At 75.3% G+C, this 21326-nt stretch carries 21 protein-coding genes; 8 read left to right on the forward strand and 13 right to left on the reverse strand.

From position 1 onward, the window contains the following. Positions 1-131: 131 nt before the first annotated feature. The 3 genes from AC069X_RS23175 to AC069X_RS23185 form a co-directional block, all read right to left on the reverse strand. Positions 132-299: a hypothetical protein gene (locus AC069X_RS23175; protein ID WP_361611516.1), complete on the reverse strand. Its 168-nt coding sequence runs from the start codon at positions 297-299 to the stop codon at positions 132-134. 106 nt (positions 300-405) lie between these two features. Continuing rightward, a complete protein-coding gene (locus AC069X_RS23180) occupies positions 406-1974 on the reverse strand; it encodes an alpha/beta hydrolase (RefSeq protein WP_478730948.1) in 1569 nt (522 codons plus the stop codon). Between the two features lie 103 nt (positions 1975-2077). Next, positions 2078-3016 carry an AraC family transcriptional regulator gene (locus tag AC069X_RS23185; RefSeq protein ID WP_478730950.1) on the reverse strand — a complete coding sequence of 313 codons (939 nt, stop codon included), beginning with the start codon at positions 3014-3016 and terminating at the stop codon, positions 2078-2080. 101 nt (positions 3017-3117) lie between these two features. On the opposite strand from AC069X_RS23185, the gene AC069X_RS23190 reads away from it, so the two are divergent. After that, entirely contained in the window at positions 3118-4044 is a 927-nt protein-coding gene (locus AC069X_RS23190) for an MBL fold metallo-hydrolase (protein WP_478730952.1), read from the forward strand. Positions 4045-4165: 121 nt separating this feature from the next. After that, positions 4166-4690 (forward strand): GNAT family N-acetyltransferase, encoded by a 525-nt coding sequence (locus AC069X_RS23195; protein ID WP_478730954.1) that lies wholly within the window; start codon positions 4166-4168, stop codon positions 4688-4690. Here AC069X_RS23195 and AC069X_RS23200 read toward each other — a convergent pair. Then, the gene (locus AC069X_RS23200) at positions 4680-5402 is read right to left on the reverse strand and encodes a hypothetical protein (protein ID WP_478730956.1); all 723 of its coding nucleotides are present in this window, start codon (positions 5400-5402) and stop codon (positions 4680-4682) included. The genes AC069X_RS23195 and AC069X_RS23200 overlap by 11 nt on opposite strands. Positions 5403-5540: 138 nt before the next feature. Then, a complete protein-coding gene (locus AC069X_RS23205; protein ID WP_478731133.1) occupies positions 5541-6788 on the reverse strand; it encodes a serine hydrolase domain-containing protein in 1248 nt (415 codons plus the stop codon). 399 nt (positions 6789-7187) lie between these two features. Here AC069X_RS23205 and AC069X_RS23210 point away from each other — a divergent pair, with 399 nt between their 5' ends. Both AC069X_RS23210 and AC069X_RS23215 read left to right on the forward strand, forming a co-directional pair. Beyond that, positions 7188-8012: a PP2C family protein-serine/threonine phosphatase gene (locus AC069X_RS23210; RefSeq protein WP_478730958.1), complete on the forward strand. Its 825-nt coding sequence runs from the start codon at positions 7188-7190 to the stop codon at positions 8010-8012. A gap of 110 nt (positions 8013-8122) precedes the next feature. After that, complete coding sequence (locus AC069X_RS23215; protein WP_478730960.1) at positions 8123-9076, forward strand: MASE1 domain-containing protein; 954 nt, start codon at positions 8123-8125, stop codon at positions 9074-9076. Between the two features lie 14 nt (positions 9077-9090). On the opposite strand, the gene AC069X_RS23220 is transcribed toward AC069X_RS23215, so the two are convergent. Next, on the reverse strand, positions 9091-10056 hold the full coding sequence (locus AC069X_RS23220) for an aldo/keto reductase (RefSeq protein WP_478730962.1): 966 nt from the start codon (positions 10054-10056) through the stop codon (positions 9091-9093). Between the two features lie 281 nt (positions 10057-10337). Next, positions 10338-10493, reverse strand: coding sequence for a DUF6131 family protein (locus AC069X_RS23225; protein WP_478730964.1), 156 nt, complete (start codon positions 10491-10493; stop codon positions 10338-10340). A gap of 173 nt (positions 10494-10666) precedes the next feature. On the opposite strand from AC069X_RS23225, the gene AC069X_RS23230 reads away from it, so the two are divergent. Beyond that, positions 10667-11875: a cytochrome P450 family protein gene (locus AC069X_RS23230; protein ID WP_478730966.1), complete on the forward strand. Its 1209-nt coding sequence runs from the start codon at positions 10667-10669 to the stop codon at positions 11873-11875. Between the two features lie 87 nt (positions 11876-11962). On the opposite strand, the gene AC069X_RS23235 is transcribed toward AC069X_RS23230, so the two are convergent. Continuing rightward, positions 11963-12487 (reverse strand): DUF5133 domain-containing protein, encoded by a 525-nt coding sequence (locus AC069X_RS23235; protein ID WP_478730968.1) that lies wholly within the window; start codon positions 12485-12487, stop codon positions 11963-11965. 134 nt (positions 12488-12621) lie between these two features. Next, the gene (locus AC069X_RS23240) at positions 12622-13236 is read right to left on the reverse strand and encodes a TetR/AcrR family transcriptional regulator (RefSeq protein ID WP_478730970.1); all 615 of its coding nucleotides are present in this window, start codon (positions 13234-13236) and stop codon (positions 12622-12624) included. 129 nt (positions 13237-13365) lie between these two features. Here AC069X_RS23240 and AC069X_RS23245 point away from each other — a divergent pair, with 129 nt between their 5' ends. Together AC069X_RS23245 and AC069X_RS23250 are read left to right on the forward strand one after the other, a co-directional pair. Next, positions 13366-14787, forward strand: a complete 1422-nt coding sequence (locus tag AC069X_RS23245) for an amidase (protein WP_478730972.1) — start codon at positions 13366-13368, stop codon at positions 14785-14787. 53 nt (positions 14788-14840) lie between these two features. Next, positions 14841-16115 (forward strand): DUF1266 domain-containing protein, encoded by a 1275-nt coding sequence (locus AC069X_RS23250; RefSeq protein ID WP_478730974.1) that lies wholly within the window; start codon positions 14841-14843, stop codon positions 16113-16115. A gap of 56 nt (positions 16116-16171) precedes the next feature. Here AC069X_RS23250 and AC069X_RS23255 read toward each other — a convergent pair whose 3' ends face one another. Together AC069X_RS23255 and AC069X_RS23260 are read right to left on the reverse strand one after the other, a co-directional pair. Then, the gene (locus AC069X_RS23255) at positions 16172-17131 is read right to left on the reverse strand and encodes an SMP-30/gluconolactonase/LRE family protein (RefSeq protein WP_478730976.1); all 960 of its coding nucleotides are present in this window, start codon (positions 17129-17131) and stop codon (positions 16172-16174) included. Positions 17132-17208: 77 nt separating this feature from the next. Beyond that, the gene (locus AC069X_RS23260; protein ID WP_478730978.1) at positions 17209-17910 is read right to left on the reverse strand and encodes a DUF4232 domain-containing protein; all 702 of its coding nucleotides are present in this window, start codon (positions 17908-17910) and stop codon (positions 17209-17211) included. Between the two features lie 179 nt (positions 17911-18089). Here AC069X_RS23260 and AC069X_RS23265 point away from each other — a divergent pair, with 179 nt between their 5' ends. Next, positions 18090-19100, forward strand: coding sequence for a TAXI family TRAP transporter solute-binding subunit (locus tag AC069X_RS23265; protein ID WP_478730980.1), 1011 nt, complete (start codon positions 18090-18092; stop codon positions 19098-19100). 16 nt (positions 19101-19116) lie between these two features. On the opposite strand, the gene AC069X_RS23270 is transcribed toward AC069X_RS23265, so the two are convergent. Continuing rightward, positions 19117-20514 carry a HAMP domain-containing sensor histidine kinase gene (locus AC069X_RS23270; RefSeq protein ID WP_478730982.1) on the reverse strand — a complete coding sequence of 466 codons (1398 nt, stop codon included), beginning with the start codon at positions 20512-20514 and terminating at the stop codon, positions 19117-19119. Next, positions 20511-21227: a response regulator transcription factor gene (locus tag AC069X_RS23275; protein WP_478730984.1), complete on the reverse strand. Its 717-nt coding sequence runs from the start codon at positions 21225-21227 to the stop codon at positions 20511-20513. The genes AC069X_RS23270 and AC069X_RS23275 overlap by 4 nt, the downstream gene beginning before the upstream one ends. Between the last annotated feature and the right edge of the window lie 99 nt (positions 21228-21326).

The following is a 21326-nucleotide window of genomic DNA, read 5'->3' on the forward strand; positions in this document are numbered from 1 at the left end:
CCCCGCGTCCCTCAACCCCCCCCCCCTACACTCCCCCCCCCAGTCCCCACCCCCCCCCCCCCCCCCACCCCCCCCCCCCCCCCCCCTCCCCCCCCCCCCCCCCCCCCCCCTCCCCCCCCGCCCCGATGGGCCTACTGGGGCCGCCAGTTCGGCAGGCCGGCCGACGAAGGACGCCAGGCCATCACCTGCGCGAGGTGGCGGAGGATCTCCTCCGCCTCCCGGCGGACCTGACCGGGGACATCACCGCGCTCGCGTACGAGCTGGGCGTAGATCGGCGCATCACTGCTGGTGCTGCTCACTTAGGACTTCACTCCCCTGAAGCCGGCACCGCGGGCCGGGCGGCACAAGTGTAGGCGGCGGCCTGGCGGCAGCCGAACAGAGGTCGGTACGGGCGGAGATGGACGCTCACGAGCATTCGGTCCCGTCGGCCGGAGCGGTGCCGTCGACGAGGAACGCGTCGACCGCCTTGGTGGCGCAGGCGTTGTTCCCGTAGGAACCGTGCCCCTCGCCCTTGACGGTGAGGTTGACGCCGACGCCCCGGCCGAGCGCGTCCGCCATGCGCTTGGCGCCCTCGACGGGGGTGGCCGGGTCACCCGTGTTGCCGATCACCACGATGGGGGCCGCGCCCGCGGCGGAGACCTCGGGCTTGTCACTCGTACCGCGGACGGGCCACTGCGAGCAGCCCAGCAGGCCCTCCACCATCTCCGGGCCGAAGACCGGGGAGGCCGCGCGGAAGGCGGGCTCCTGCGCCGTCTTCTCCTCGACGGTGTAACGGCGGCTGGTGTCGGCGCAGTTGATCGCCGCCTGCGCGGCGTTGGAGTTGTTGTAGCGGCCGTCGTCGCCGCGTCCGGTGTAGGCGTCCGCGAGCGCCAGCAGGATGTTGCCGGTGCCCAGCTGCCGCAGCTCGCCGAGGCCCTGGACGAGGTATTCCCAGGTCTCCTTGTCGTACAGGCTGGCGGCGATGCCGGTGAGCGCGAGGTCGGAGGTGAGCTTGCGGCCCTTCTCCGTGGCGGCGGGCTTCGTCTTGAGCTTCTCCATCAGCTCGTTGATCCGCTTGTTGCCCTCGGCGTCGCTGGAGCCGGTCGGGCAGTTGGCGGTGTACTTGTCGCGGCAGTACTTCATGGCGTGCTCCAGCGCCAGCTGGAAGCCCTTGGCCTGGCCGAGCCCGGCCTGGGCGTCGTCGGCGGTGGGGTCGACGACGGCGTCGAAGACGGTGCGGCCGACGTTCTTCGGGAACAGGTGGGCGTAGACGCCGCCCAGCTGGGTGCCGTAGGAGATGCCGAAGTAGTTCAGCTTCTGGTCGCCGAGGACCTGGCGCATCAGGTCCATGTCGCGGGCCGTGCTGGCCGTGCCGACGTGGGGGAGCAGCTTGGCGGACTTCTGCTTGCAGGCGTCCGTGAACTTCTTGACCTCGTCGAGCGTGCTGCCGGAGCCGCCGCCCTCGTCCAGCGTCTTGTCGTCCAGGCAGACGACCGGGGCGCTGTTGCCCACGCCGCGCGGGTCGAAGCTGACCAGGTCGTAGACCGCGCCCAGCTTCTTGTACTCGTCCGCCGCCTGCGGGAGGGTCACGACACCGGAGGCGCCGGGACCGCCGAAGTTGTAGACCAGCGAGCCGATCCGCTTGCCGGGATCGGTGGCCTTCTTCCGGATCAGGGCCACGTCGATGGTCTCGCCGTCCGGCTTGGCGTAGTCGAGCGGCGCCTTCATGCTCGCGCACTCCCAGGCCGCCCCCGGGGCCTTCCCCTCGCCCTGGGCCGCCGACGGCGCCGGGCAGGTCCGCCAGTCGGGCTTCTGCCCGGTCAGGGAGGCGGGCAGCGCGGGCAGCGCGACGGCCGAGGCACTGGCCGACCCGGAGGGCTTCGCACCCGCCGGAGCCTTCGCATCGCTTCCGCAGGCCGCCAGGGCGGGGACCGCCAGCAGAGAGGCGGCGGCCAGGGCCGCCGCCCGGGCGGGACGGCGTATGAGGTGGGGCATGCGGGGACTCCTGCGCGGTTCGGAGGGCATGGGTAAACGAAGGACAAAGTGTAGGGGCGGGTTCCGGACAGGGTTCCCCGGGGTCTCCGCCCCGGGTCCGGTCTCACCCGGCAGGTTCCGCGCCCGCCGTCCACCGGGCCCGGTAGCGGCCCGGAGTGGTACCGAACTCCCGGCTGAAGGCGTGCGACAGGGCGTACGGCGTCCCGTACCCCACGCGGCGCGCCACGGCGGCCAGCGGATCCTCGGTGTCGCGCAGCCGGGCGGCGGCGAGATTCAGCCGCCACCAGGTCAGGTACGCCATGGGGGGCCGCCCCACCAGGGCCGTGAAGCGCCGCGCCAGCGTGGGACGGGACACGCCCGCCTCGGCGGCCAGCCGGTCGTTGGTCCAGGGCGCGGCCGGGTCGGCGTGCAGCGCCCGCAGCGCGGCGGCCGCCACCGGATCCCCCAGTACGGCCGGCCAGGTACCCGCCGCGCCCTCCGCCGTCAGCCAGGACCGGATCATGTAGACGAGGAGCAGGTCGAGCAGGCTGGGCACCGCGACCCCGGCCCCCGGCCGCTGCCCGCCCAGCTCCCGGCCCAGCAGATCGATGGCCGAGCGCAGCTCGGGCCGGGCGCCCACCCGGTTCGGCAGGTGGACCACCGGCGGCAGCTCCGCCATCAGCGGATGCGCCCGGCTGCGGTCGAGCCGGTACTTGCCGCACAGCATCTCCACCGCCCCGGGCCCGCCGCCGGGCGCCCCCGGCTCCCGCACCGCCGGCCGGACCGACTCGAACGGCACCGCCCGCGCGACGGTCGCCGCGTCCGCGGGGGAATCGGCGATCACGTGCCCCGTGCCGTGCGGCAGCAGCACCGCGTCACCCGCGCCCAGCGACACCGGCGGCCCCCCGTCGGGGAGCAGCCAGCAGCCGCCCTCCAGCACGACGTGGAAGCCGGCGCCGTCGTACGGGGCGAACCGGGCGCACCAGCCGCCCTCCAGCCGCATCCGGTCCGACGACGGCCGGCCGACCCGTACGGCCGAGATCGCGTCGCTCACCACATCCATCGCGCCAGCCTAGCCGGAGGCTTCCGGGTGAGACGATCACGTATCGCGGAGAGCGGATGGGGCATTGAGCCGCTCATCACCGTCTTCCTACAGTGACGATCATGGACAACGCGAACGGAAACACCATGCTGCTCGGCGACGTCGAGGTCATCCGGGTCGTCGAGTACCGGGGACCCTTCGGACCCGCGAGCGGCCTCGTACCGCAGGCGGGAGAGCGGATGTGGAAGGACAACGAGGACTGGCTGGCCCCCGACCACCTGCGCCCCGAGGACGGCACGGCGATGATGGCCCTCCAGACCTGGGTGCTGCGCAGCGGCGGCACCACCGTCCTGGTCGACACCGGCGTGGGCAACGGCCGCGAGCGCCCCGGGGTCCCGCTCTTCCACCGGCGGCAGGGAGACTTCCTCGGCGCCATGGCCCGGGCGGGCGTGCTCCCCGAGGACGTGGACTACGTCGTCAACACCCATCTGCACGCCGACCACGTCGGCTGGAACACCAGGGCCGCCGGGGACACCCCGGGGGAGTGGACCCCCGCCTTCCCGAACGCCCGCTACCTGGTGCCGGCCGCCGACGACCACCACTTCGGCCCGGCCGGCGGGTACGCCGGCGGTGTGCGGGAGGACGACCGGCTGGTCTACGAGGACAGCGTCGCACCCGTCCACCGCGCCGGGCAGGCCGTGCTCTGGGAAGGCTCCCACCGCATCGACGAGCACCTCACGCTGGAGGCGGCCCCCGGCCACACCCCCGGATCGTCGGTCCTGCGCCTCGACTCCGGGACCGACCGGGCCGTCTTCGTCGGAGACCTCCTGCACAGCCCGGTCCAGATCCTCGACCCCTCCTGCAACAGCTGCTTCTGCGTGGACCCGGGCCGGGCGGCGGACACGCGCCGCCGGATCCTCGGGCGGGCCGCCGACCGGCGGGAGCTGGTGGTGCCCGCGCACTTCGGCGGGGCGGGAGCCGTGGAGGTCCGCCGGGAGGGGGAGGGGTTCGGCATCAGCCGGTGGGCGGCGTACGGAACGGGCCGGTGACCGCCCCCGCCGGTGACCGCCGCCGGGCCGGGGGCCGGGGCGGGCCGGGGGCCGGGCCCGGGGTGCCGGCGGGTGCGGCCGGATTGCGGAGTCGGATCATCGGACTGTTACCGTCCGGAACATGCCCGAGCTGATCGCCCCCACCCCCCGCCTGCACTCCTCCTGGCTCTCCGCCCAGGAGGAGTGGGGCCCCGACGCCCACATGGACGGCGCCGGGCTCGGCGCCGACGACGACGTCGCGACCCCCGAGGGCTTCGCCGCCTGGACCGGGCGCCTGCGCGGCCGGTCCGACCGCACGGCGCCCCTGGAACAGGGACGGGTCCACGCCACCCACTGGTGGATCACCGAGGGCGACACCTACCTCGGCGCCATCGACCTGCGGCACTACCTCAACGCCTTCCTCCTGGACGCCGGCGGCCACATCGGCTACGGCGTCCGCCCCTCGGCGCGCGGCCGCGGTCTGGCCTCCTGGGCGCTGGGCGAGGTCCTGCACGAGGCGCGGCTGCTCGGCATGGACCGGGTCCTGCTCACCTGCGACCCCGGCAACGCGGCCTCGGCCCGCACCATCGAACGCGGCGGCGGCGTGCTGGAGGACGTACGCGAGACCCTGGTCGGCCCCAAGCGCCGCTACTGGGTCACCCTCTGACGGCGGCCGCCGGCGAACCGTCCGCCAGCCCGGAGCGGGTGAGCGCGCGCAGCATGGCCAGCACGTCCCAGTGCCCGCACGTACAGCCGGCGGCCACCTCCTCCAGCATCCCGGGCGTGAGCTCGCGGAGCACGGCGGCGTCGAGCAGCCGCGCCGCGGTCTCCCGGCGGCCGGGATCCCGCCCGCAGCGGCAGTCGTCCCAGGCGCCGTCGAGCAGGGCCAGCAGCTTCCGGCGCTCCGTGAAGCGGCTCATCCCGCAGTCCAGGCCGTCGTCGTCCAGGTCCTCGGGATACGGCGCCCGGGCCCAGGCGCCGTCCTCGTACCAGTAGACGCAGCCGAGCTCCCAGCTGCCGCGCAGCTCGCCGAGCGTCTCGCGGGGCAGCCAGTCGGGGCCGCCCGCCAGCATGTCCACGGCCGGTTCGTGCCACTTGACACCGCTCGACTCGTCCTCGCCGTAGAGCACGTACCGGCCCCCGCCGGTCCGCGCGAAGGTCCACCAGGTGCAGCCGCAGTCGTCGAGGTGGAGCCCCTCCTCGTCGATCCAGTGGCCGGTGCGGTGCACACCGTGGCCCTCCGCCTCGGTGGTGGCCTCCAGTACGGCGACCAGCGCCCAGTGCGTCCACAGCACGTCGGCGGGCGGCAGGTCCCCGGGCAGGCCGGGACGGTGGATGGTCATGTCGGTGTGGTCCCCCTGGACGTGACGGCCGTTCACCGCCCGAGCCTAGCCGCACGGCCGGTGCCGCGACGCACGGCCGGTGCCGCGACGCACGGCCAATGCCGCGACGCACGGCCGGTGCCGCGACGCACGGCCGGAGCCGCCGCGGGCCCGGGGGCCCGCGGCGGCCCGAGGTCACCGGGCGTTGCGCTCGGGCAGGTCGACGTCGGCCGGTGCCGCCGCGAAGCCGCGGGCGGTCGCCTTCACCGGCTTCTTGCCGCAGAAGGCCCCTTCGAGGGTTCCGCCGAGCGCGGTGTTCGCCTCGCCCCGGTTCGAGGTGTTCGCCATGGCGGTGAGGGTGCGCGACCCGTCACGGGTGGCGAAGGCGTACGTGTAGAAGCCCTGCACGGTGCCGGTGTGCCCGTAGACGGACGTGCCGCACGACAGGTCGTAGCGGCGCAGGCCCAGCCCGTAGAAACGGGTGTTGGTCGCGTCGGTCGGGGTCATGGTCAGCATCTGGTCGAGCAGCGCGGGCGCCACCAGCTTCCCGCTCACCAGCGCGGACATGAAGGTGCCCAGGTCCGCCGGGTTGGAGATCATCGCACCGGCCGACTGAGCCCACGACACCGTCTGCTCGGTCGAGTCGACCAGCGGGGCGCCGGCCTCGTCCGGGGTGAGGTAGCCGTGCGTGTGCAGCCCCTTGATCCTGGTTTCGGGGTGCACGTACGAGGTGTTGCGCAGCTTCAGCGGCTTGATGATGCGGCGCTCGTACTCCTTGGCCACCGGCCGGCCCGTGGCCTTCTCGATGAGCATGCCGACGACCACGAAGTTGGTGTTCGAGTACTTGTACGCGACGCCCGGCTCCGTCGTGCGCGGCTCGGCCAGGGAGAGCTTCACCAGCTCGTCGTAGCCGAACACCTTGTTCCGTACGGCCTCGAAGCCGGGCACGGTCTTGTCGAACATCGCGTTCGTGTAGTCCGCCAGACCGCTGCGGTGGCTCAGCAGGTGCCGCACGGTGATCCGGTCGTCGGGCAGCAGGCCGGGCAGGTAGCGGTTGACCGGCTGGTCCAGCTCGATCTTCTTCTCGTCCACCAGCTGGAGCAGCACGACGGTCGAGAACGTCTTGGTGACGCTGCCGACCCGGAAGCGGGCCTGGGGGTCCATGCCCTGGCCGGTGCCGGTGTGGCGGACGCCCGTCTTCTCGACGCGGACGCCCTTCCCGTCGCCGATGCGGGCCAGCGCGCCGGGGGCGCCGGCCGCGGTCGTGTTCCGCAACGCCTGGGCCACGGCTTCGAGATCGGGCTCGGGCAGCGCGGGAGCGGCGGCCGTCCGGGAGGCCCCGGTGAAGGCGGCGGGCGCGGCCTGGGCGGCGGTGGCGGGCGCCACGGCGGCCACCGTGGCCAGCAGGGCGGCGCTGACGGCCAGACGGCGGTTCAAGGGCAGGAGCACGTTGTTCCTCTTACTCGGTCGGTGCGGTTCCCGTGACCCGGAGAGGGGCTGCCGGGCGGAACGAGGGGCAGCCGGCGGCCGAGTCGATCAAGAGCTTACGCAAGATCACGCAAAGCAGGTCATGGCGGCAGGGCCCGAGGCACCGTCACCGTGGCCGAAAACAGCGCACGTTGGCGCTCCGTCCGATCGTCGGGTGACGACGGCCCGCGGGCCCCCGGCATGCGCACCGACCCCCCGTACCCCGCTCGACGGCGTCCGGCGGTGAGGGGCGGGCGGCGGCGGTCGCGGCCCGACGGCGCCCGCCCGGCGGAATCCGCGTGGCCGAAATAAGATGGCCCTGGTCCTTCGCCCGGCGGGAGACAGGGAGAGCATGCACATACCCCGGAGGGGTCCGTGACCCCTCGGCGCCAACCGCACCGGCCGGACAGCGCCGACCTGCTGAGCATGCTGGGTCGGCTCAGTGCCCAGGCGCGGGAAGGGGCGCGGTTCCAGCACGCCCGGGTGGAGCTGGCCGAGGCCCTCCAGCGCGAGATGCTGCCGTCCTCCCTGCCCGTCCTGCCGGGCCTGCGCACCGCCGCCCGCTACGCGCCGGCCCAGCACGGGCTGGAGATCGGCGGCGACTGGTACGACGGGTTCCGGGTGCCCGAGGAGGCACTCGCCTTCTCCGTCGGCGACGTCCAGGGGCACGACGTCGCCGCGGCCGCGTTCATGGGGCAGGTCCGGGTCTGCCTGCGCGCCGTCTCGGCCGTCGTCACCGACCCCGGCGAGGTACTCGGCCGGGCCAACGACGTGCTGCTCTCCCTGGACAGCGAGCTGTTCGCCACGTGCACCCTGCTCCGCTACGACCCGCGCACCGGCGACCTCGCCAGCGCCCGGGCCGGCCACGTGCCCACCGTCTGGGCCACCGCCGGCGGCCGGTACGGCATCGCCGAGGACGCGGGCGGCCCGCCCCTGGGAACCGTCCCCGGGGCGCGGTACGCGGTGACCCGCCGCAGGCTGACGGAGGCCGGCTCCATCGTCCTGCTGACCGACGGGGTCGTCGAAGGGCCGGCCTTCCCGATCGAGGTGGGCCTGGAACGGGTGGTGCGGATCGTGCGGGAGGCGGCGGGCGGCGACCCGGACGAGCTGGCCGCCGCGGTGATGCAGGTGGCCGACTCCACCGGCCACGCCGACGACGCCGCGGTGCTCGTCCTCAGCCACGATCCGGCGGCCCCCTGATCCCGGACCCGGGGGCTGTCGTCAGGGTTTCGGCCGGCCCGGCGCGACTTTGACGACGGGGCCCAGGCGTGTCACGCCCCGCCCCGGCGGCCGGGCTGTTGTCTGATGCTGTGGTGCGCACCGTGGAATGGCGAGGTCCGTCCGTAGCGCTCCTGCGGATCCTCGGCGTCGCCGCCGCCTACCACCTCAGCGGCAGGCTCGGCCTGCTGCGGCAGGTGGTCGTCGAGGGTTCGGTCGTCACGCCCCTGTGGCCGCCCACCGGGATCGCCCTCGCGGCGCTGCTCTGGTTCGGCCTGCGGATCTGGCCGGGAATCGCCCTCGGCACCTACCTCGCCATCGAGGGGATCAGCACCTTCCGCGCCGTCGACCTGCTCATCGTCGCCGGAAACACCCTGGCCCCGCTGTGCGCCTACGCGCTGCTGCGCGCCGTCGGGTTCCGGCCCGAGCTCGACCGGCTGCGGGACGGGCTGGCGCTGGTGTTCCTGGGCGGGCTGCTGCCGATGCTGGTCAGCGCCACCGCCGGAGCCGGGACGCTGCTGCTCACGGGCGATCTGCCGCCGCCGAAGTTCTGGGGGGTGTGGTCGGCCTGGTGGGCCGGGGACACGATGGGGGTGCTGCTGGTCACCCCGCTGCTGCTGGTCCTGCGCGGGGCCAGGATGCCCCGGGACCCCTACCGGGTGGCCGAGGCCGTCGCCCTGATGGCCGCCGCGGTGGCGGTGACCGCGGTGGCCACCCACAGCGGCCTGTCGCTGCTCTTCCTGGTCTTCCCGCTGCTCATCTGGGCCGCGGTGCGCTTCCAGCTGGCCGGGAGCGCGCCCTGCGCCCTCCTGGTGTCGGTCGTCGCGGTCGGGGCGGCGATCGACCGGGCGGGGCCGTTCGCCCACCACGGCCTGCTGGAGATCATGGTCAACCTCCAGGCCCTCAACGGGGCGGCGGCCCTGACGGGACTGCTGCTGTCGGCCATGGTCACCGAGCAGAACAACATCCGGCTGAAGATCGAGGAGGTGTGCGAGGACCTCGCCGAGGTGGTGGCCCACCTGGCCCCGGGCCGGCGGGACGAGTGACCGGGGAGCGGCGATCAGGGCAGCGGGACGCCCCGGGCGGTGGTCCACAGCTCGTACCACTCCTCGTGGGTGAGGTCGGGCGGGCGCACGGCCGCGTCGCGGCAGGCGCGGATCCGGTCGGGCCGCGCGGTGCCGATGACCGGGGCGATGCGCGCGGGGTGCCGCGTAAGCCACCACAGCAGCACCGACTCCGGGGTGGTGTCCTTCTTCCGTGCCAGCTCCTCCAGCAGGGCGGCGGTGGCCCGCTCGGCGGGGGTCCGCTGCCCGCCGGTGAACCGGCCCTGCGCCAGCGCGCCCCAGGCCTGGAGCCGGATGCCGTGGTCGAGGCAGTGCTCCAGGGTCCCGGCGGGGAAGCCGTGGCCGGCGCCCTCGGGGGTGTTGACCAGGACCCCGGCCTCCACCCAGGCGCGGCTGCGCAGGCTCATCTCCAGCTGGTTCGCCACCAGCGGTACGTCCAGCCGCGCCTGGAGGCGGGCGATCTGGGCGGCACCGGTGTTCGAGACCCCGAAGGAGCGCACCAGGCCCTGGCCGTGCAGGGACATCAGGGCGGACGCGATCTCGTCGGGGTCCGTGAGCGGGTCGGGGCGGTGCAGGAGGAGCACGTCGATGACGTCGGTCCGCAGCCGTTCGAGGCTCTCCTCCACCCGCCGGACGATGCTCGGGCCGCGTAGGTCGTACAGGGCCGGGCCGCCGTCCCGGCCGGGCAGGCGGATGCCGCACTTGGTCTGGAGGGTGATCCGCCCGCGCAGTCCGGGCGTCCGGGCGAGGACCTCGCCGAAGACGGCCTCGGCCTTGCCGTGGCGGTAGATGTCGGCGTGGTCGAAGACGGTGATCCCGCTGTCGAGGGCGGCCCGGACCGCCTCCTCGGCCGTGTCGACGTCCCGGGGCCCGTAGGGGCCGGGATCCCAGCCGCCGCCCAGGCCCATGCACCCGTAGAGCACCCGGGGGCCGTCCGTCACCACATCAGCGTTCACCGTCACGGGGGTCAGCCTACGGACACGGGCTGTGCGAGTGCCTCAGGGCCGCCGAACGGGTCGCCGCCGAGGTGTTCGGGGCGCCGGATGGGCCCCGGGCGGGATCGGCGACCTGGGCGCCCTGCTCACGCGGCTGGGCGGCACCGGACCGCCCGAGGACCACGCCCCCGGGGGCGTGACACGGGCGCGACCCCCCTGCGGGCGCGGTGAGCGGGCCGGAGGGGTGACCCCTTCGGCCCGCACGGCCGTTCGGGCGCCGGGCGGCGCCGTACCCGGCGTCTGCCGGGCTACCAGTAGTGCCGTCGTCCTCCGATGGCGTGTCCGACGGACCCGAGGATCCAGAGGATGGCGCCGATCAGGACCAGGATGATGCCGATGGTCCACAGGATGGATATACCGGCGACGTAGCCGACGATCAGCAGGATGATACCCAGAATGATCATGGTGTTCTCCCATCTCCGGTGGGCGTCTGCCCACTTCCGGCGCCGGAATGCGTCGGCCGGGCGTCGAAGCGCAACAGGGGAGGTGCCCGCCGCCCGGGGTGACAGTCCGACTACTGTGGGGTGAACGCGCGGCGGGTATGACGCCGCGGGACATTCGATTCAGGGGGAATGGAATGGCACTTCAGCCTGCCATTGTCGATCTGCTGGAGCTCAGCCCGGACTTCGTCCGAGACCCGTACCCGGTCTACGCCACGCTCCGCGAACGGGGGCCCGTCCACCACGTCCGCACGCCGGACGGCGAGGAGATGTGGCTGATCGTCGGCCACGAGGCCTGTCGCACGGCCTTCACCGACCCGCGGCTGAGCCGCGACTGGCGCCGGTCCGGGGACATCGGGCAGATCATCAACACCGAACAGGACCACCCGGCACTGGCGCACATGCTGATGTCCGACCCGCCGGACCACACCCGCCTGCGCCGCCTGGTGGCCCGGGAGTTCACCCCCCGCCGCATCGAGGCGCTGGCACCGCGCATCCAGCAGATCACCGACGAGCTGCTCGACGCCATGGAGGCGAACGAGGGCCGCAGCGGCGACCTGGTGGAGGCCTTCGCCTTCCCCCTGCCCATGACCGTCATCTGCGAGCTGCTGGGCGTCCCGGCCCTCGACCGCGAGGCGTTCCGCGACTGGTCCAACGAGATGGTCGCCCGCACCAGCCCGGAGGCCGAGGCGCGCGCCTACGAGGAGATGCCCCGGTACCTGACCACGCTCATCGACGCCAAGCGCGCCGAACCGGGGGACGACCTCCTCAGCGCGATGATCCACGCCGTCGACGAGGGCGGCGACCGGCTCTCGCCGTCCGAGCTGATCGGCATGTGCGTCCTGCTGCTCATCGCCGGGCACGAGACCACCGTCAACATGATCGGCAACGGGATGCGCGCCCTGTTCGCCCACCCCGAGCAGCTCGCCGACCTGCGCGCGGACCTCGGCCTGCTGGACGGCGCGATCGAGGAGATGCTCCGCTACGACGGGCCGGTCGAGACCTGCACCGAGCGACTCGCCCTGGAGGACGTCGAGATGGGCGGGGTGGTGATCCCGAAGAACTCCGCCGTCCTGATCACCATGGCCGACGCGGACCGCGACCCGGCCCGCTTCGAGGACCCCGACCGCTTCGACATCCGCCGTGACGCGCGCGGCCACATCGCCTTCGGGCACGGGCTCCACTACTGCCTCGGCGCGCCCCTGGCCCGGATGGAGGGCCGCATCGCCCTCCGCTCGCTGCTGGAGCGTTTCCCCGGGCTCGCGAGCGACGCCGACGAGGCCAAGCTCTCCTGGGTGCCCGGCATGCTGATCCGCGGCGTACGGCAGCTCCCCGTCCGCTGGTGACCCGCCGCCCCCGGTCCGTGCCGCGTGCCGTGCGGACCGGGCGACCCGGCGGCCCGGAGCCGGGGGGCGGTGCCGGACCCGCCGGCCCTACTCCGGCGCGGCCAGGTGCCGTTCCGCCGCCAGGACCGCCTCGGGGGTGGAGGGGCGGCCCATCAGGACGCACAGGGTGTAGGCGACGTCGTCCATGGCCCGGAGCGTGCCGGGGTCCGTGGGGTCGGCCGCGAGGCGGGCCTGGCAGCCGCGAAGGCGTGACAGGACCTCCTCGGTCCGCGGCCGGCTCGGCAGGATCCCGATCGCCGGGAAGGCCCCCGGCGGCAGGGGGGTCCGGGCCGCCTGCACCGCCTTGCGCAGGGCCCGCTCCACCCGCGCCGGGACGGGCATGCCCAGCGAAACGGCGACCATCGCGGCCGCCGCCTCCGTCGCGGTGATCCGGGCCCGGTCGGCAGCGGCCAGCAGGATCTGCTTCGCCTCGCGGGCCGCGCAGGGGGCCGCCGCCATCACCAGGCCCAGCGCCCACAGGTCGGTCGGCCCCTCCCCGCAGGACCGCCCCGCAAGGAGCGGGGCCTCGGCCGCGAGGGCTGCGGCGGACGGCGGATCACCAGGAGACGCCACGTAAGGATCCCTTCAGCGGGGCGTGTGCCCTCTCACGCTGACACAGCCGGTGACGTTCCGCACGCGCGCCCGGCCGCGGCCCGGCGGGGACCGCCGCTTCCGCCGTCACCGGCCGGCGCTTCCGCCGTCCGGCGTCACCGGCCGGCGCCGGCCGGGCCCTCCCACAGGCGGCGCAGGTGGGAGTGGAGCACCTCCTCGGCCTCCCGGGGGTCGAGGTGGCCGATCAGGACGTGCGTGGTGAGGCCGTCCGCCAGGGCCAGGACGGCGCGGGCCTCGCGCCGCGCGTCCAGGGCCGGCCCGGCACCGGTTCCCGCCGCGGCCTCCGCGACGAGCTGGGTGAACGCCTCCTGTAGGGCCGCGTAGTTCGCCCGCAGGGTCTCGGCCAGCGGCGCGCTGACGGCGGCCTGCGCGACGAAGGCGAGCCAGACCCGGGCCTCGGCCCGGTGCTCCTCGCGCAGCAGCGCGACCTCGGTGGCGGCGTGACCCAGGGCGGAAGCCGCCGACTGGGCGGGGCTGCGCACCAGCCGGGCCCGGACGCGTTCGCCGATCCGCTCGCCGACGTACCCGAGGGCGAAGAGCAGCATCTCATCCTTGGTGCGGAAGCACCGCTGGACGGCGCCCATCGACACCTGCGCGCGGGCGGCGACATCGCGCAAGGTGACGCCCTCCAGCCCGTGTTCGTCGGCGAGCCGGCAGACGGCCCCGGCGATCAGACGCCGCCGCTCCTCGTGGTCCACCTGCCTGGGCATGCGCCCCGCCCCCTGTCCTCGGGTGTGCGGTCCGTCCGCGGCCCCAGCTTATTCGATGCGGGTGCATCGTTTCCTGGGCTATGGTTCCGATGCAAGTGCATCACAACGAGCAGGGGGAGGACCCGGACCATGAGCGAACCCATCTGGCGGCAGCCGGCCACAGCGCAGGCGCGCGCCGTCCGCGACGGGGAGGTGTCGGCCGTGGAACTCGTCGAGAGCCACCTGGAACGGATCGCCAGGGTCAACCCGGAGGTGAACGCGGTCACGCAGCTGATGGCCGACCGGGCGCTCGAAGCGGCCGCCGCCACCGACCGCCGGCGCGCCGCCGGAGCGACCCTCGGCCCGCTCGCGGGCGTGCCGTTCACCGTGAAGGAGACGACCCCCGTCGAGGGGATGCCCACCACCTTCGGCGTCGAGCGCTTCCGCCACCTCGTGGCCCCGGCCGACGCGCCCCCGGTGGCCCGGCTGCGCGCCGCCGGGGCCATCCCGGTCGGGCACGCCAACGTACCCACCCTGATCCTGGCCGGGATGCACACGCGCAGCGAGCTCTTCGGGGACACCGTCAACCCCTGGGACCCCGCCCTGACGCCGGGCGGCAGCAGCGGGGGCGACGCGGTCGCCGTCGCCACCGGCATGGCGGCCCTCGGCCTCGGCAACGACTCCGGCGGCTCCGTCCGCGTCCCCGCCCAGTTCTGCGGAGTGGCCGGGCTCAAGCCCACCCCCGGGCGCTTCCCCGCCGACCACCGCGTCCTCGGCCCCGCCGACCCCGGCCCGGCCTCCCAGGCGCTGGTCACGGACGGCCCCCTGGCCCGCCGGGTGGCCGACCTGCGGCTGGCGTACGAGGCGCTGGCCGGCACCGACCCCCGCGACCCGCGGGCCGTCCCGGTACCGGCCTACGGGCCCCCGCCCCCCGGACCGGCGAAGGTCGCGGTGGTGACGGACCCCGGCGGCCGCGGAGTCCACCCGGCCGTCCGCGCGGCCGTCGCCGACGCGGCCGACGCCCTCCGCGACGCGGGCCACGACGTGCGCGAGGTGGCGGACGTACCCCGCCTGGACGAGGCCCTCGATGCCTACGACCGGATCACGCTGACCGAATTCGCCCCGAACTGGCCGGTGGTGCGCGGACTGCTCGGCGAAGGAGGGGACCGCTACATCCAGCTGGCGATGGACAGGACCGCGCCCGCCACCTCCGCCGAGCTCGTCGAACTGATGGGCACCTGGCTGAACATCCGCCGCTCGTGGGCCGGATTCCTCGACGAGTACCCGCTGTTGCTCGGTCCCTCCTTCACCGAACCGCCCGTCGAGCCGGGGCTGGAGTCCCGCGACCGGGCGGGCCGCGACCGCGTCGCCTCGGCCATGCGGCTGTGCACCGCGACCAGCTTCGTGGGCGTGCCCGCCGTGGCCGTGCCGACCGGCCTGTACGACGGCCTCCCCGGAGGCGTGCAGATCGTCGGACGCGCCTTCCGGGAGGACCTGTGCCTGGACGCCGCCCAGGCGGTCGAGGACCGGCTCGGCGTCCTCACCCCGCTCGACCCCCGCCCGGCGCGCTGACCCCGCGCGGACCGGCGAGCCGCCCGCCCCGGCGCACCCCTTAGGCTTTGCCCATGGGTTTGACAGCAGGTCACGAGGGAGGAGTCCTGCCCGGTCCGATGACGCCGGCGCGGGGCTGGCAGGCGCCGAGCGCGGTGGAGCGGGGGCTGTACGAGGCGAAGGCGCGCGGCGACTGGCCCGCGTACTACGACCTCGTCGCCCGGGCGGACCTGTTCATGATGGAGTCGAGGGCGGACGTCGACGCGAACCCGGGCAACACCCGCTTCCACCCCTACTGGAACCCGCAGACCCAGACCATGTGCCTGGCCGTCTACACGGGCGGCATGCTGCCCCCGCCCGCTCCCGACCCGGTCTACAACTGCTACGACCTGGGCTGGTTCGCCAAGGTCTGGAACCCGAACGACCCGCCCTACCTGGTCGTCAACCCCGGCAGCCCCTGCGAGGGCGTCCTGCCGGCCGGGCCGGAGGGCCGTGCCCTGTGGCAGCGCCACGCGGCCCAGGTGGAACGGCCCGGACTCGCCCAGGACGTCATCCACACCCTGGAGGTGGGCGGCCCCCGCAGCGGACCCGTCGCCTTCGGCCTCGGCGCCGGCGCGCACATCAACGTACGCAACGGCCGCTACTGGAACTCCATGGCCTACCACGGCTGCGGCTACCTCGACGAGAAGCGCACGCTGGAACGCTGGTGGGGCGTCACCACCCGCGAGGACTGGCAGCAGACCGTGGAGCAGCTGCTGCGCGCCGGCATGGTCAGCGGCGTGTGGGAGTTCGTCCTCCAGCTGCGCCGCTCCATGGCGCTGGACTTCGCCGGACCCGTCGACGTCGAGCACTGGCGCCAGGCCGCCGGCAACGTGGTGCGCCGACGGGCCGAGGCGGCCGCCGAACCCCGGCTGACCGCCGAGGGCGTCAGCCAGGGCCGCGCCGTCACCCCGGCCGAGCTGGAGGGCCAGGTGACCGGCGTACAGCGGCTGATCGGCCGCATCGCCCGCTACGAGGCGCGCTTCCGCGCCGACGGACTGCTCCCCGAAGGCGGCTTCGTCCGCTCCGTCGAGGCCTGGGACTACGGCCGCGCGTCCGGCATGGCCCGCTGGGGCCTCGCCGCCCGCCTGTGCTCCCTCCGGGAGGCGGAGGCCGCCGTGGTCCGCGCCGGACGCCTCGTCCAGGTCAACTACCGCTCGTGGGAGGACTTCTCGGCCGCCTACGTCCTCGGCCGCTGCCTCCACTTCGACGAGGAGGAGTTCGGGGAGTGGTACGAGACCATCCTGGCCACCCACCGCGCCCTGACCACGGACCCCGCCAGCCCCTGGCGCACCCTCCCCTGGACCTGACGGGGACGCGCGGGGTCCGCCGGCGGGCCGGGCGGCTCCGCCCGGGCCCGCCGGGTTCAGCGGCCGGACTCCGCGCCGGCCGGCACCTCGTAGACCTTCCCGTCGACACCCGCCCGGTAGAGCCGGCCGGCGGAGAAACCCGCGCCGCCCCGCCCGTAGGTGATCTGCGTGGAGAGGTACAGCCCCGACTCCACCGCGCACAGCCGCCCCTCCTCCGCCCGCCAGATCTGCCCCGCCGCGTGCGTGGCGATCAGCGGGCGGCCCCGGCCGTCCAGGGTCAGCCCGTCCGGCAGGGCCAGGGCGTTGGAGGCGTCGGCGGAGATCCACCGCCGGGGGTGCGCCGGGTCGCCGGCCGGGATCCGGTAGAGCCCCGGGGCGATGGTGGTCTGGATGACGTACACCTCGCCGCCGTCGGGGGAGACGGCGATCCCGTTCGGCTGCGGCACCCGCGCCCAGGCCGGGTCGACCCGCCCGTCCGGAGTGACACGGCCGATGCTCCGGCCGCCCAGGGTCGTCGTGTACACGGTGCCGTCGGGCGCGAGCGCGACCCCGTCGATCCCGCCGAGGCCGGAGGCGTACGTACTCACCGCCCCGGTCTCCGGGTCCACCCGCAGCAGCTCCGAGGTGGGGAAGAGGTCACCGGTCAGCGAGTGCGCCAGGTCGTTGCCGGTCCCGACCAGGAGCTGCCCGTCGTCGCGCACGACGATCCCGCCATTGGCCCCGATGTTCCCGGTGAGCGCGACCGGGGTACTGCCCGGCGCGTCGATCCGGTAGACCCGGCCGCTGAAGTAGGCGGTGGCGAACATCCGGCCCCGCCGGTCGACGGCGATCGACTCCACCCAGTCCGGAACCCGCGCCACCTCCACCGGCGCAGCCGCCTGCGGATCCCCGCACCGGGGCGCGGCGTACGCGGGCCCCGCCGCGGGCACCACCGCGGCCGAGGCCACTACGGCCACGGCCGCCAGGGCACCGCGCGACCCCCGCAACGCGGTGCGGAGCATCCTGGTGAACCTCATCGCTTCCCCTCCACGGCCGGACCGGTCTGCCCGTGAAGTATCGGCGCGGGCCCGCGGGCGCACCACCGCGTTTTGCGTCAGGACGGCTTGGCGGCGGAGAAGGCGGTGACGGTCGCCTTGTCGTCGCACTCGGCGAACACCCCGTCGTCCATGGCGATCTGGTGCGCCCCCGCTCCGGGGACACCGATGACGAGGGTCGGGAAGCTGGAGGGCGTGGCACCCGAGACGCAGTACCCGTCCCCCTCTCCCTGGACGTTGACGAAGGTGAGCTTCGTCCAGGCGCGGGCGCCCGGTGCCAGCGACACCGTGGACGCCTTGCCGCTCTGGGTCACGGCCAGGGGCTTGTTCTTGTCCGGCGAGCCGTGGCCCGCGCCGGCGACCGTCGGGAAACCGTTGAGCGTGCAGGCGTCCTTCGAGGTGTTGGTGACGGAGACGATGGCGGCACCCGTTCCGGTGCCCGGCGGCCGCACCGCGGCCTGCTGGGCCTCGGAGACCTTGACCCCGGCGGCCGTGCAGGGCTTCGCTCCGCCGCCGGCCGGCGCGGACGCCGAAGGGGAGGGCACGGTGCCGCCCCCGCCGCCGGTGGCGGCACCGCCCCCGCCGCCGGTCGAGGAGCCGGCCGTGGGCGTCGGGCCGGCCGGCACCGAAGCCGCCGGAGGCGCCGACGGCGTCCCCGCCGCCCCGTCCTCGGCCGGGCCGCAGCCCGTCATCAAGGCGGTGGCGGCGGCCGCCGCCACGAGCGCCGCCGCCGGACGGCGAAAGCCTGCTGCGTACTGCATGGGTTGCTCCTCGGTGTCTCCCGGCCGGACCCGCACCGGCCCGCGCGTGGAGGGACACGACGCCGCCCGCCCCCGGAGTTCCCGCGCTGCGCCGTTGTGGCAGTCCTGTCACCCAACCATGACGTCCGGCCCGTCCCGGGCGGGCCCGCCACCGCGTGCCGACCGGCTACGCTGCCGCCGTGACGGGGACGGGGACGACCGCTGCGGGGCCGGGCGGCGGGACGGAGGCCGGACGCCGGCGGCTGCTGCGGGCCGGGCTCGGCGCCGCCGCGGCCGCGCTCGCGGGCTGCACGGCGGACTCCGGACCGGCGCGGAGGCTGCGGCTCGCGACGGGGCCGCGGGGAGGCCCGTACAACGCCTTCGGCCGGGCCCTGGCCAGGGCCGCCGCGGCCGGCGGGCGGCGTCTGGAGATCGTGCCCGTCGACACCGCGGCGAGCGTCGACAACCTCAGGAGGCTGGACGAGGGCTCCGTGGACCTGGCCCTGGCCATGGCGGACGTCGCCGAGGACGCGGCACTCGGCCGTGAGCCGTTCTCCCGGCCGGCCGCGGTGACCGCGCTGGCCCGGGTTTACGTCAACTACACCCACCTCCTCGTCCCGGCGGACGGCCCGGTGCACGCCGTACGCGACCTCGCCGGCCGCACGGTCGCCGCGGGCGCCGCCGGATCCGGCGTCCAGGTGGTGGCCGGGCGCATCCTGCGGGCCGCCGGACTCAGCGGCACCGGCGCGGACCCCGCACCCGCCCGCGAACGGCAGCTGGGCCTCGCCGCGTCGGTGGCCGCCCTGCGCACCGGCACCGTCGCCGCCCTGTTCTGGTCCGGCGGCGTGCCCACCCCGGCCCTGTCCGAGCTGGCCCGCGGCATGCCGCTGCGCTTCCTCCCGCTGGACGGCTACGTGGGCCCGCTGCGCGAACGCCACGGCCCCGTCTACACGGCGGTCACCCTGCCCGCCGGGGCGTACGGACTGCCGGGCCCGGTCGGCACCCTCGGCGTCGGCAACTACCTCCTGGCCCGCGAGGGCGTCGCCGACGGCGCGGTGGGCGACCTGCTCCGGGTGGTGTTCGACCAGTGGCGCGACCTGCTGCGCGACGTGACGGCGGGAGCCCGCCTGGAACCCCGCTTCGCCATCTCGACGGGCGCGGTCCCCCTCCACCCGGGCGCGGCCGCCCACTACCGCGCGGTGTACGGCTGAACCGGCCGGCCCCGGATCACGGGGGCGGCAGCCGCAGTTCCACGGTCAGGCCCTGCGGCACGCCGCCGGTGACGCCCAGGCGGCCGCCGCTGACCCGGGCGATCTCGTCCGCGATGGCCAGCCCGAGACCGCTGCCGGGCACGTTCTGGTGCCCCGGCGCGCGGGCGAAGCGGCGCAGCAGCAGCTCCAGCTGCTCCTCCGGCACGCCCGGCCCGTCGTCGGCGACCCGTACGACGGCCGCCCCGTCCGCGTCCCGCCGGGCGCACACCTCGACGCGGCCGCCCCGCGGCACGAACTTCACGGCGTTGTCCAGGGCCGCGTCCAGGACCCGCCCCGCGGCGTCCGGCAGGGCGCGCGCCCACAGCTCCCCGGGCAGCCCCGGGGCCGTCAGCTCCAGCCCGGCGGCCCGGAACACGGGCGCCCAGGCACGCACCCGCTCCCGTACCGCCCGGGACACGTCCTGCCGCTCCCGTGGTTCCGCCGCTCCCGACTCCACTCGCGCCAGCGCCAGCAGTCCGTCGAGGAGTTCCTCCAGGCGCTCCGCCTCGTCGAGGGCGAGGCCGTGCTCGGTCCGGCCCGGACCGGGGGAGATGTGCGGCTCCACGTTCTCCAGCTGGAGCACCAGGGTGGCCAGCGGATTGCGCAGCTGGTGCGAGGCGTCGGCGACGAAGTCGCGCTGGCGGCCGATGGAGTCGGCCAGGGCCTGCGCCATCGTGTTGAAGTGCCGTCGCAGCCGCCGCAGTTCCGGCGGCCCGGTGTCGGAGACCGCCCGCGTCTGGAGGCTCCCGGCGGTCAGCCCCTCCACCGCCCGGTCCAGGTCGAGCAGCGGACGCATCAGCCAGCGCGTGATCCCCGCCGCCACCAGCGCCGCCGCGGCGAAGGCGGCGACCGCCCCGGCGGCGATGAGCGACCAGCGGACCGCCACGTCCCGGCGGGCGGCGTCGGTGGTCACGGCCAGCAGGACCGCGCCGCTTACCCGCTCGTCCCGCCCCACCGGCTCCGCGAGCACCACCCGCGCCGGCCCCCAGGGCCGCACCGTCGGCAGCCGGTCGGTGGAACGCCCGGTCAGGGCACGCTGCCCTGACTCCGCCGCCGAGGAGGCCCCGGGGCCCGTGAGGGCCTCCAGCGCCGGACCCGACCCGGCCCGCGCCACCGTCGCCCCCGCCGCGTCGACCACGACCACCCCGGCCCCGTACAGCTCGGCGTACCGGCCGATCTCGGCCGCCAGCTCCGCCCGGTCGGCGGCCGTACCCGGCCGGTCGGCCAGGTCGGCGAAGCGCACCGCCTCCGAACGCCGCTGGAGCAGCAGGTGCTCGGTCCGCCCCCGCGCGTACGCGTCGGCCAGGGGGACGCACAGCAGCAGCGCGGCGGCCCCCATGAGCACCATCAGCACCGCGAGGAGCCTGCGCCTCACGTGCCGGCGTCCCGCTCCGCGCACCCGGCCGCAGGACCGAGCTGGTAGCCGAACCCGTGTACCGTGCGCACCAGCCCGGCCCGGCCCGTCTTGGCGCGGATCCCCGCCACGTGCACGTCCAGGGAGCGGGAGGCCGCGAGGAAGGCGTCCCCCCAGATCCGGTCCAGGATCACCTCCCGCGCGTGCACCTCGTCCGGCCGCGCGGCGAGGAAGGCCAGCACGTCGAACTCCCGGCGCGTCAGCCGGACTTCGGCACCCGCCACCGTCACGGTGCGGCCCGCCGGGTCCACCTCGACGTCACCCCGGCGTACGGGACCGCCGGGCCCCGGTCCGGCCGCGGATCCCGTGGCCCCGGTCCGTACGTCCGTCCGGCGGCGCACCGTGTCGATGCGCGCCATCAGCTCGGCCGTCCGGAACGGCTTGACGACGTAGTCGTCGGCGCCCGCCCGCAGCCCCTGTACGACGTCGCGTTCCTCGCAGCGCGCCGTCACCACGATCAGCGGCGCGTCGCAGACCGTGCGCAGCCTGCGCAGCAGTTCGAGCCCGTCGAGGTCGGGCAGCCCCAGGTCGAGCAGGACGAACTCGGCCTCGTGGACGTGCCGCAGGGCGTCCAGCGCCCGGGCCGCCCGGCGGACCGTGTGCCCCCGCTGGGCGAGGGCGGTGCCGAGCGCCCGGGCCATGCGGTCGTCGTCCTCGACGAGCAGTGCGTGCATGGGCGGTCACCTCTGGGGGAGCGGCCGGTGACCGGACCCGTCACCTGGTCCGGCAGCTTACGGCAGCCGCCGCCCCGGGGCGGCGGTCACCGGATCACC

This window comes from Streptomyces sp. NPDC043896, from assembly GCF_056435605.1.

Excerpts from the sequence above, each read along its gene's own strand:
- AC069X_RS23230 (WP_478730966.1), top strand. The coding sequence starts at position 10,667 with ATGGCACTTCAGCCTGCCATTGTCGATCTGCTGGAGCTCAGCCCGGAC.
- AC069X_RS23250 (WP_478730974.1), top strand. The coding sequence starts at position 14,841 with ATGGGTTTGACAGCAGGTCACGAGGGAGGAGTCCTGCCCGGTCCGATG.
- AC069X_RS23225 (WP_478730964.1), bottom strand. The coding sequence starts at position 10,493 with ATGATCATTCTGGGTATCATCCTGCTGATCGTCGGCTACGTCGCCGGT.
- AC069X_RS23185 (WP_478730950.1), bottom strand. The coding sequence starts at position 3,016 with ATGGATGTGGTGAGCGACGCGATCTCGGCCGTACGGGTCGGCCGGCCG.
- AC069X_RS23190 (WP_478730952.1), top strand. The coding sequence starts at position 3,118 with ATGGACAACGCGAACGGAAACACCATGCTGCTCGGCGACGTCGAGGTC.
- AC069X_RS23240 (WP_478730970.1), bottom strand. The coding sequence starts at position 13,236 with ATGCCCAGGCAGGTGGACCACGAGGAGCGGCGGCGTCTGATCGCCGGG.
- AC069X_RS23180 (WP_478730948.1), bottom strand. The coding sequence starts at position 1,974 with ATGCCCCACCTCATACGCCGTCCCGCCCGGGCGGCGGCCCTGGCCGCC.
- AC069X_RS23255 (WP_478730976.1), bottom strand. The coding sequence starts at position 17,131 with ATGAGGTTCACCAGGATGCTCCGCACCGCGTTGCGGGGGTCGCGCGGT.
- AC069X_RS23260 (WP_478730978.1), bottom strand. The coding sequence starts at position 17,910 with ATGCAGTACGCAGCAGGCTTTCGCCGTCCGGCGGCGGCGCTCGTGGCG.
- AC069X_RS23195 (WP_478730954.1), top strand. The coding sequence starts at position 4,166 with ATGCCCGAGCTGATCGCCCCCACCCCCCGCCTGCACTCCTCCTGGCTC.
- AC069X_RS23275 (WP_478730984.1), bottom strand. The coding sequence starts at position 21,227 with ATGCACGCACTGCTCGTCGAGGACGACGACCGCATGGCCCGGGCGCTC.
- AC069X_RS23245 (WP_478730972.1), top strand. The coding sequence starts at position 13,366 with ATGAGCGAACCCATCTGGCGGCAGCCGGCCACAGCGCAGGCGCGCGCC.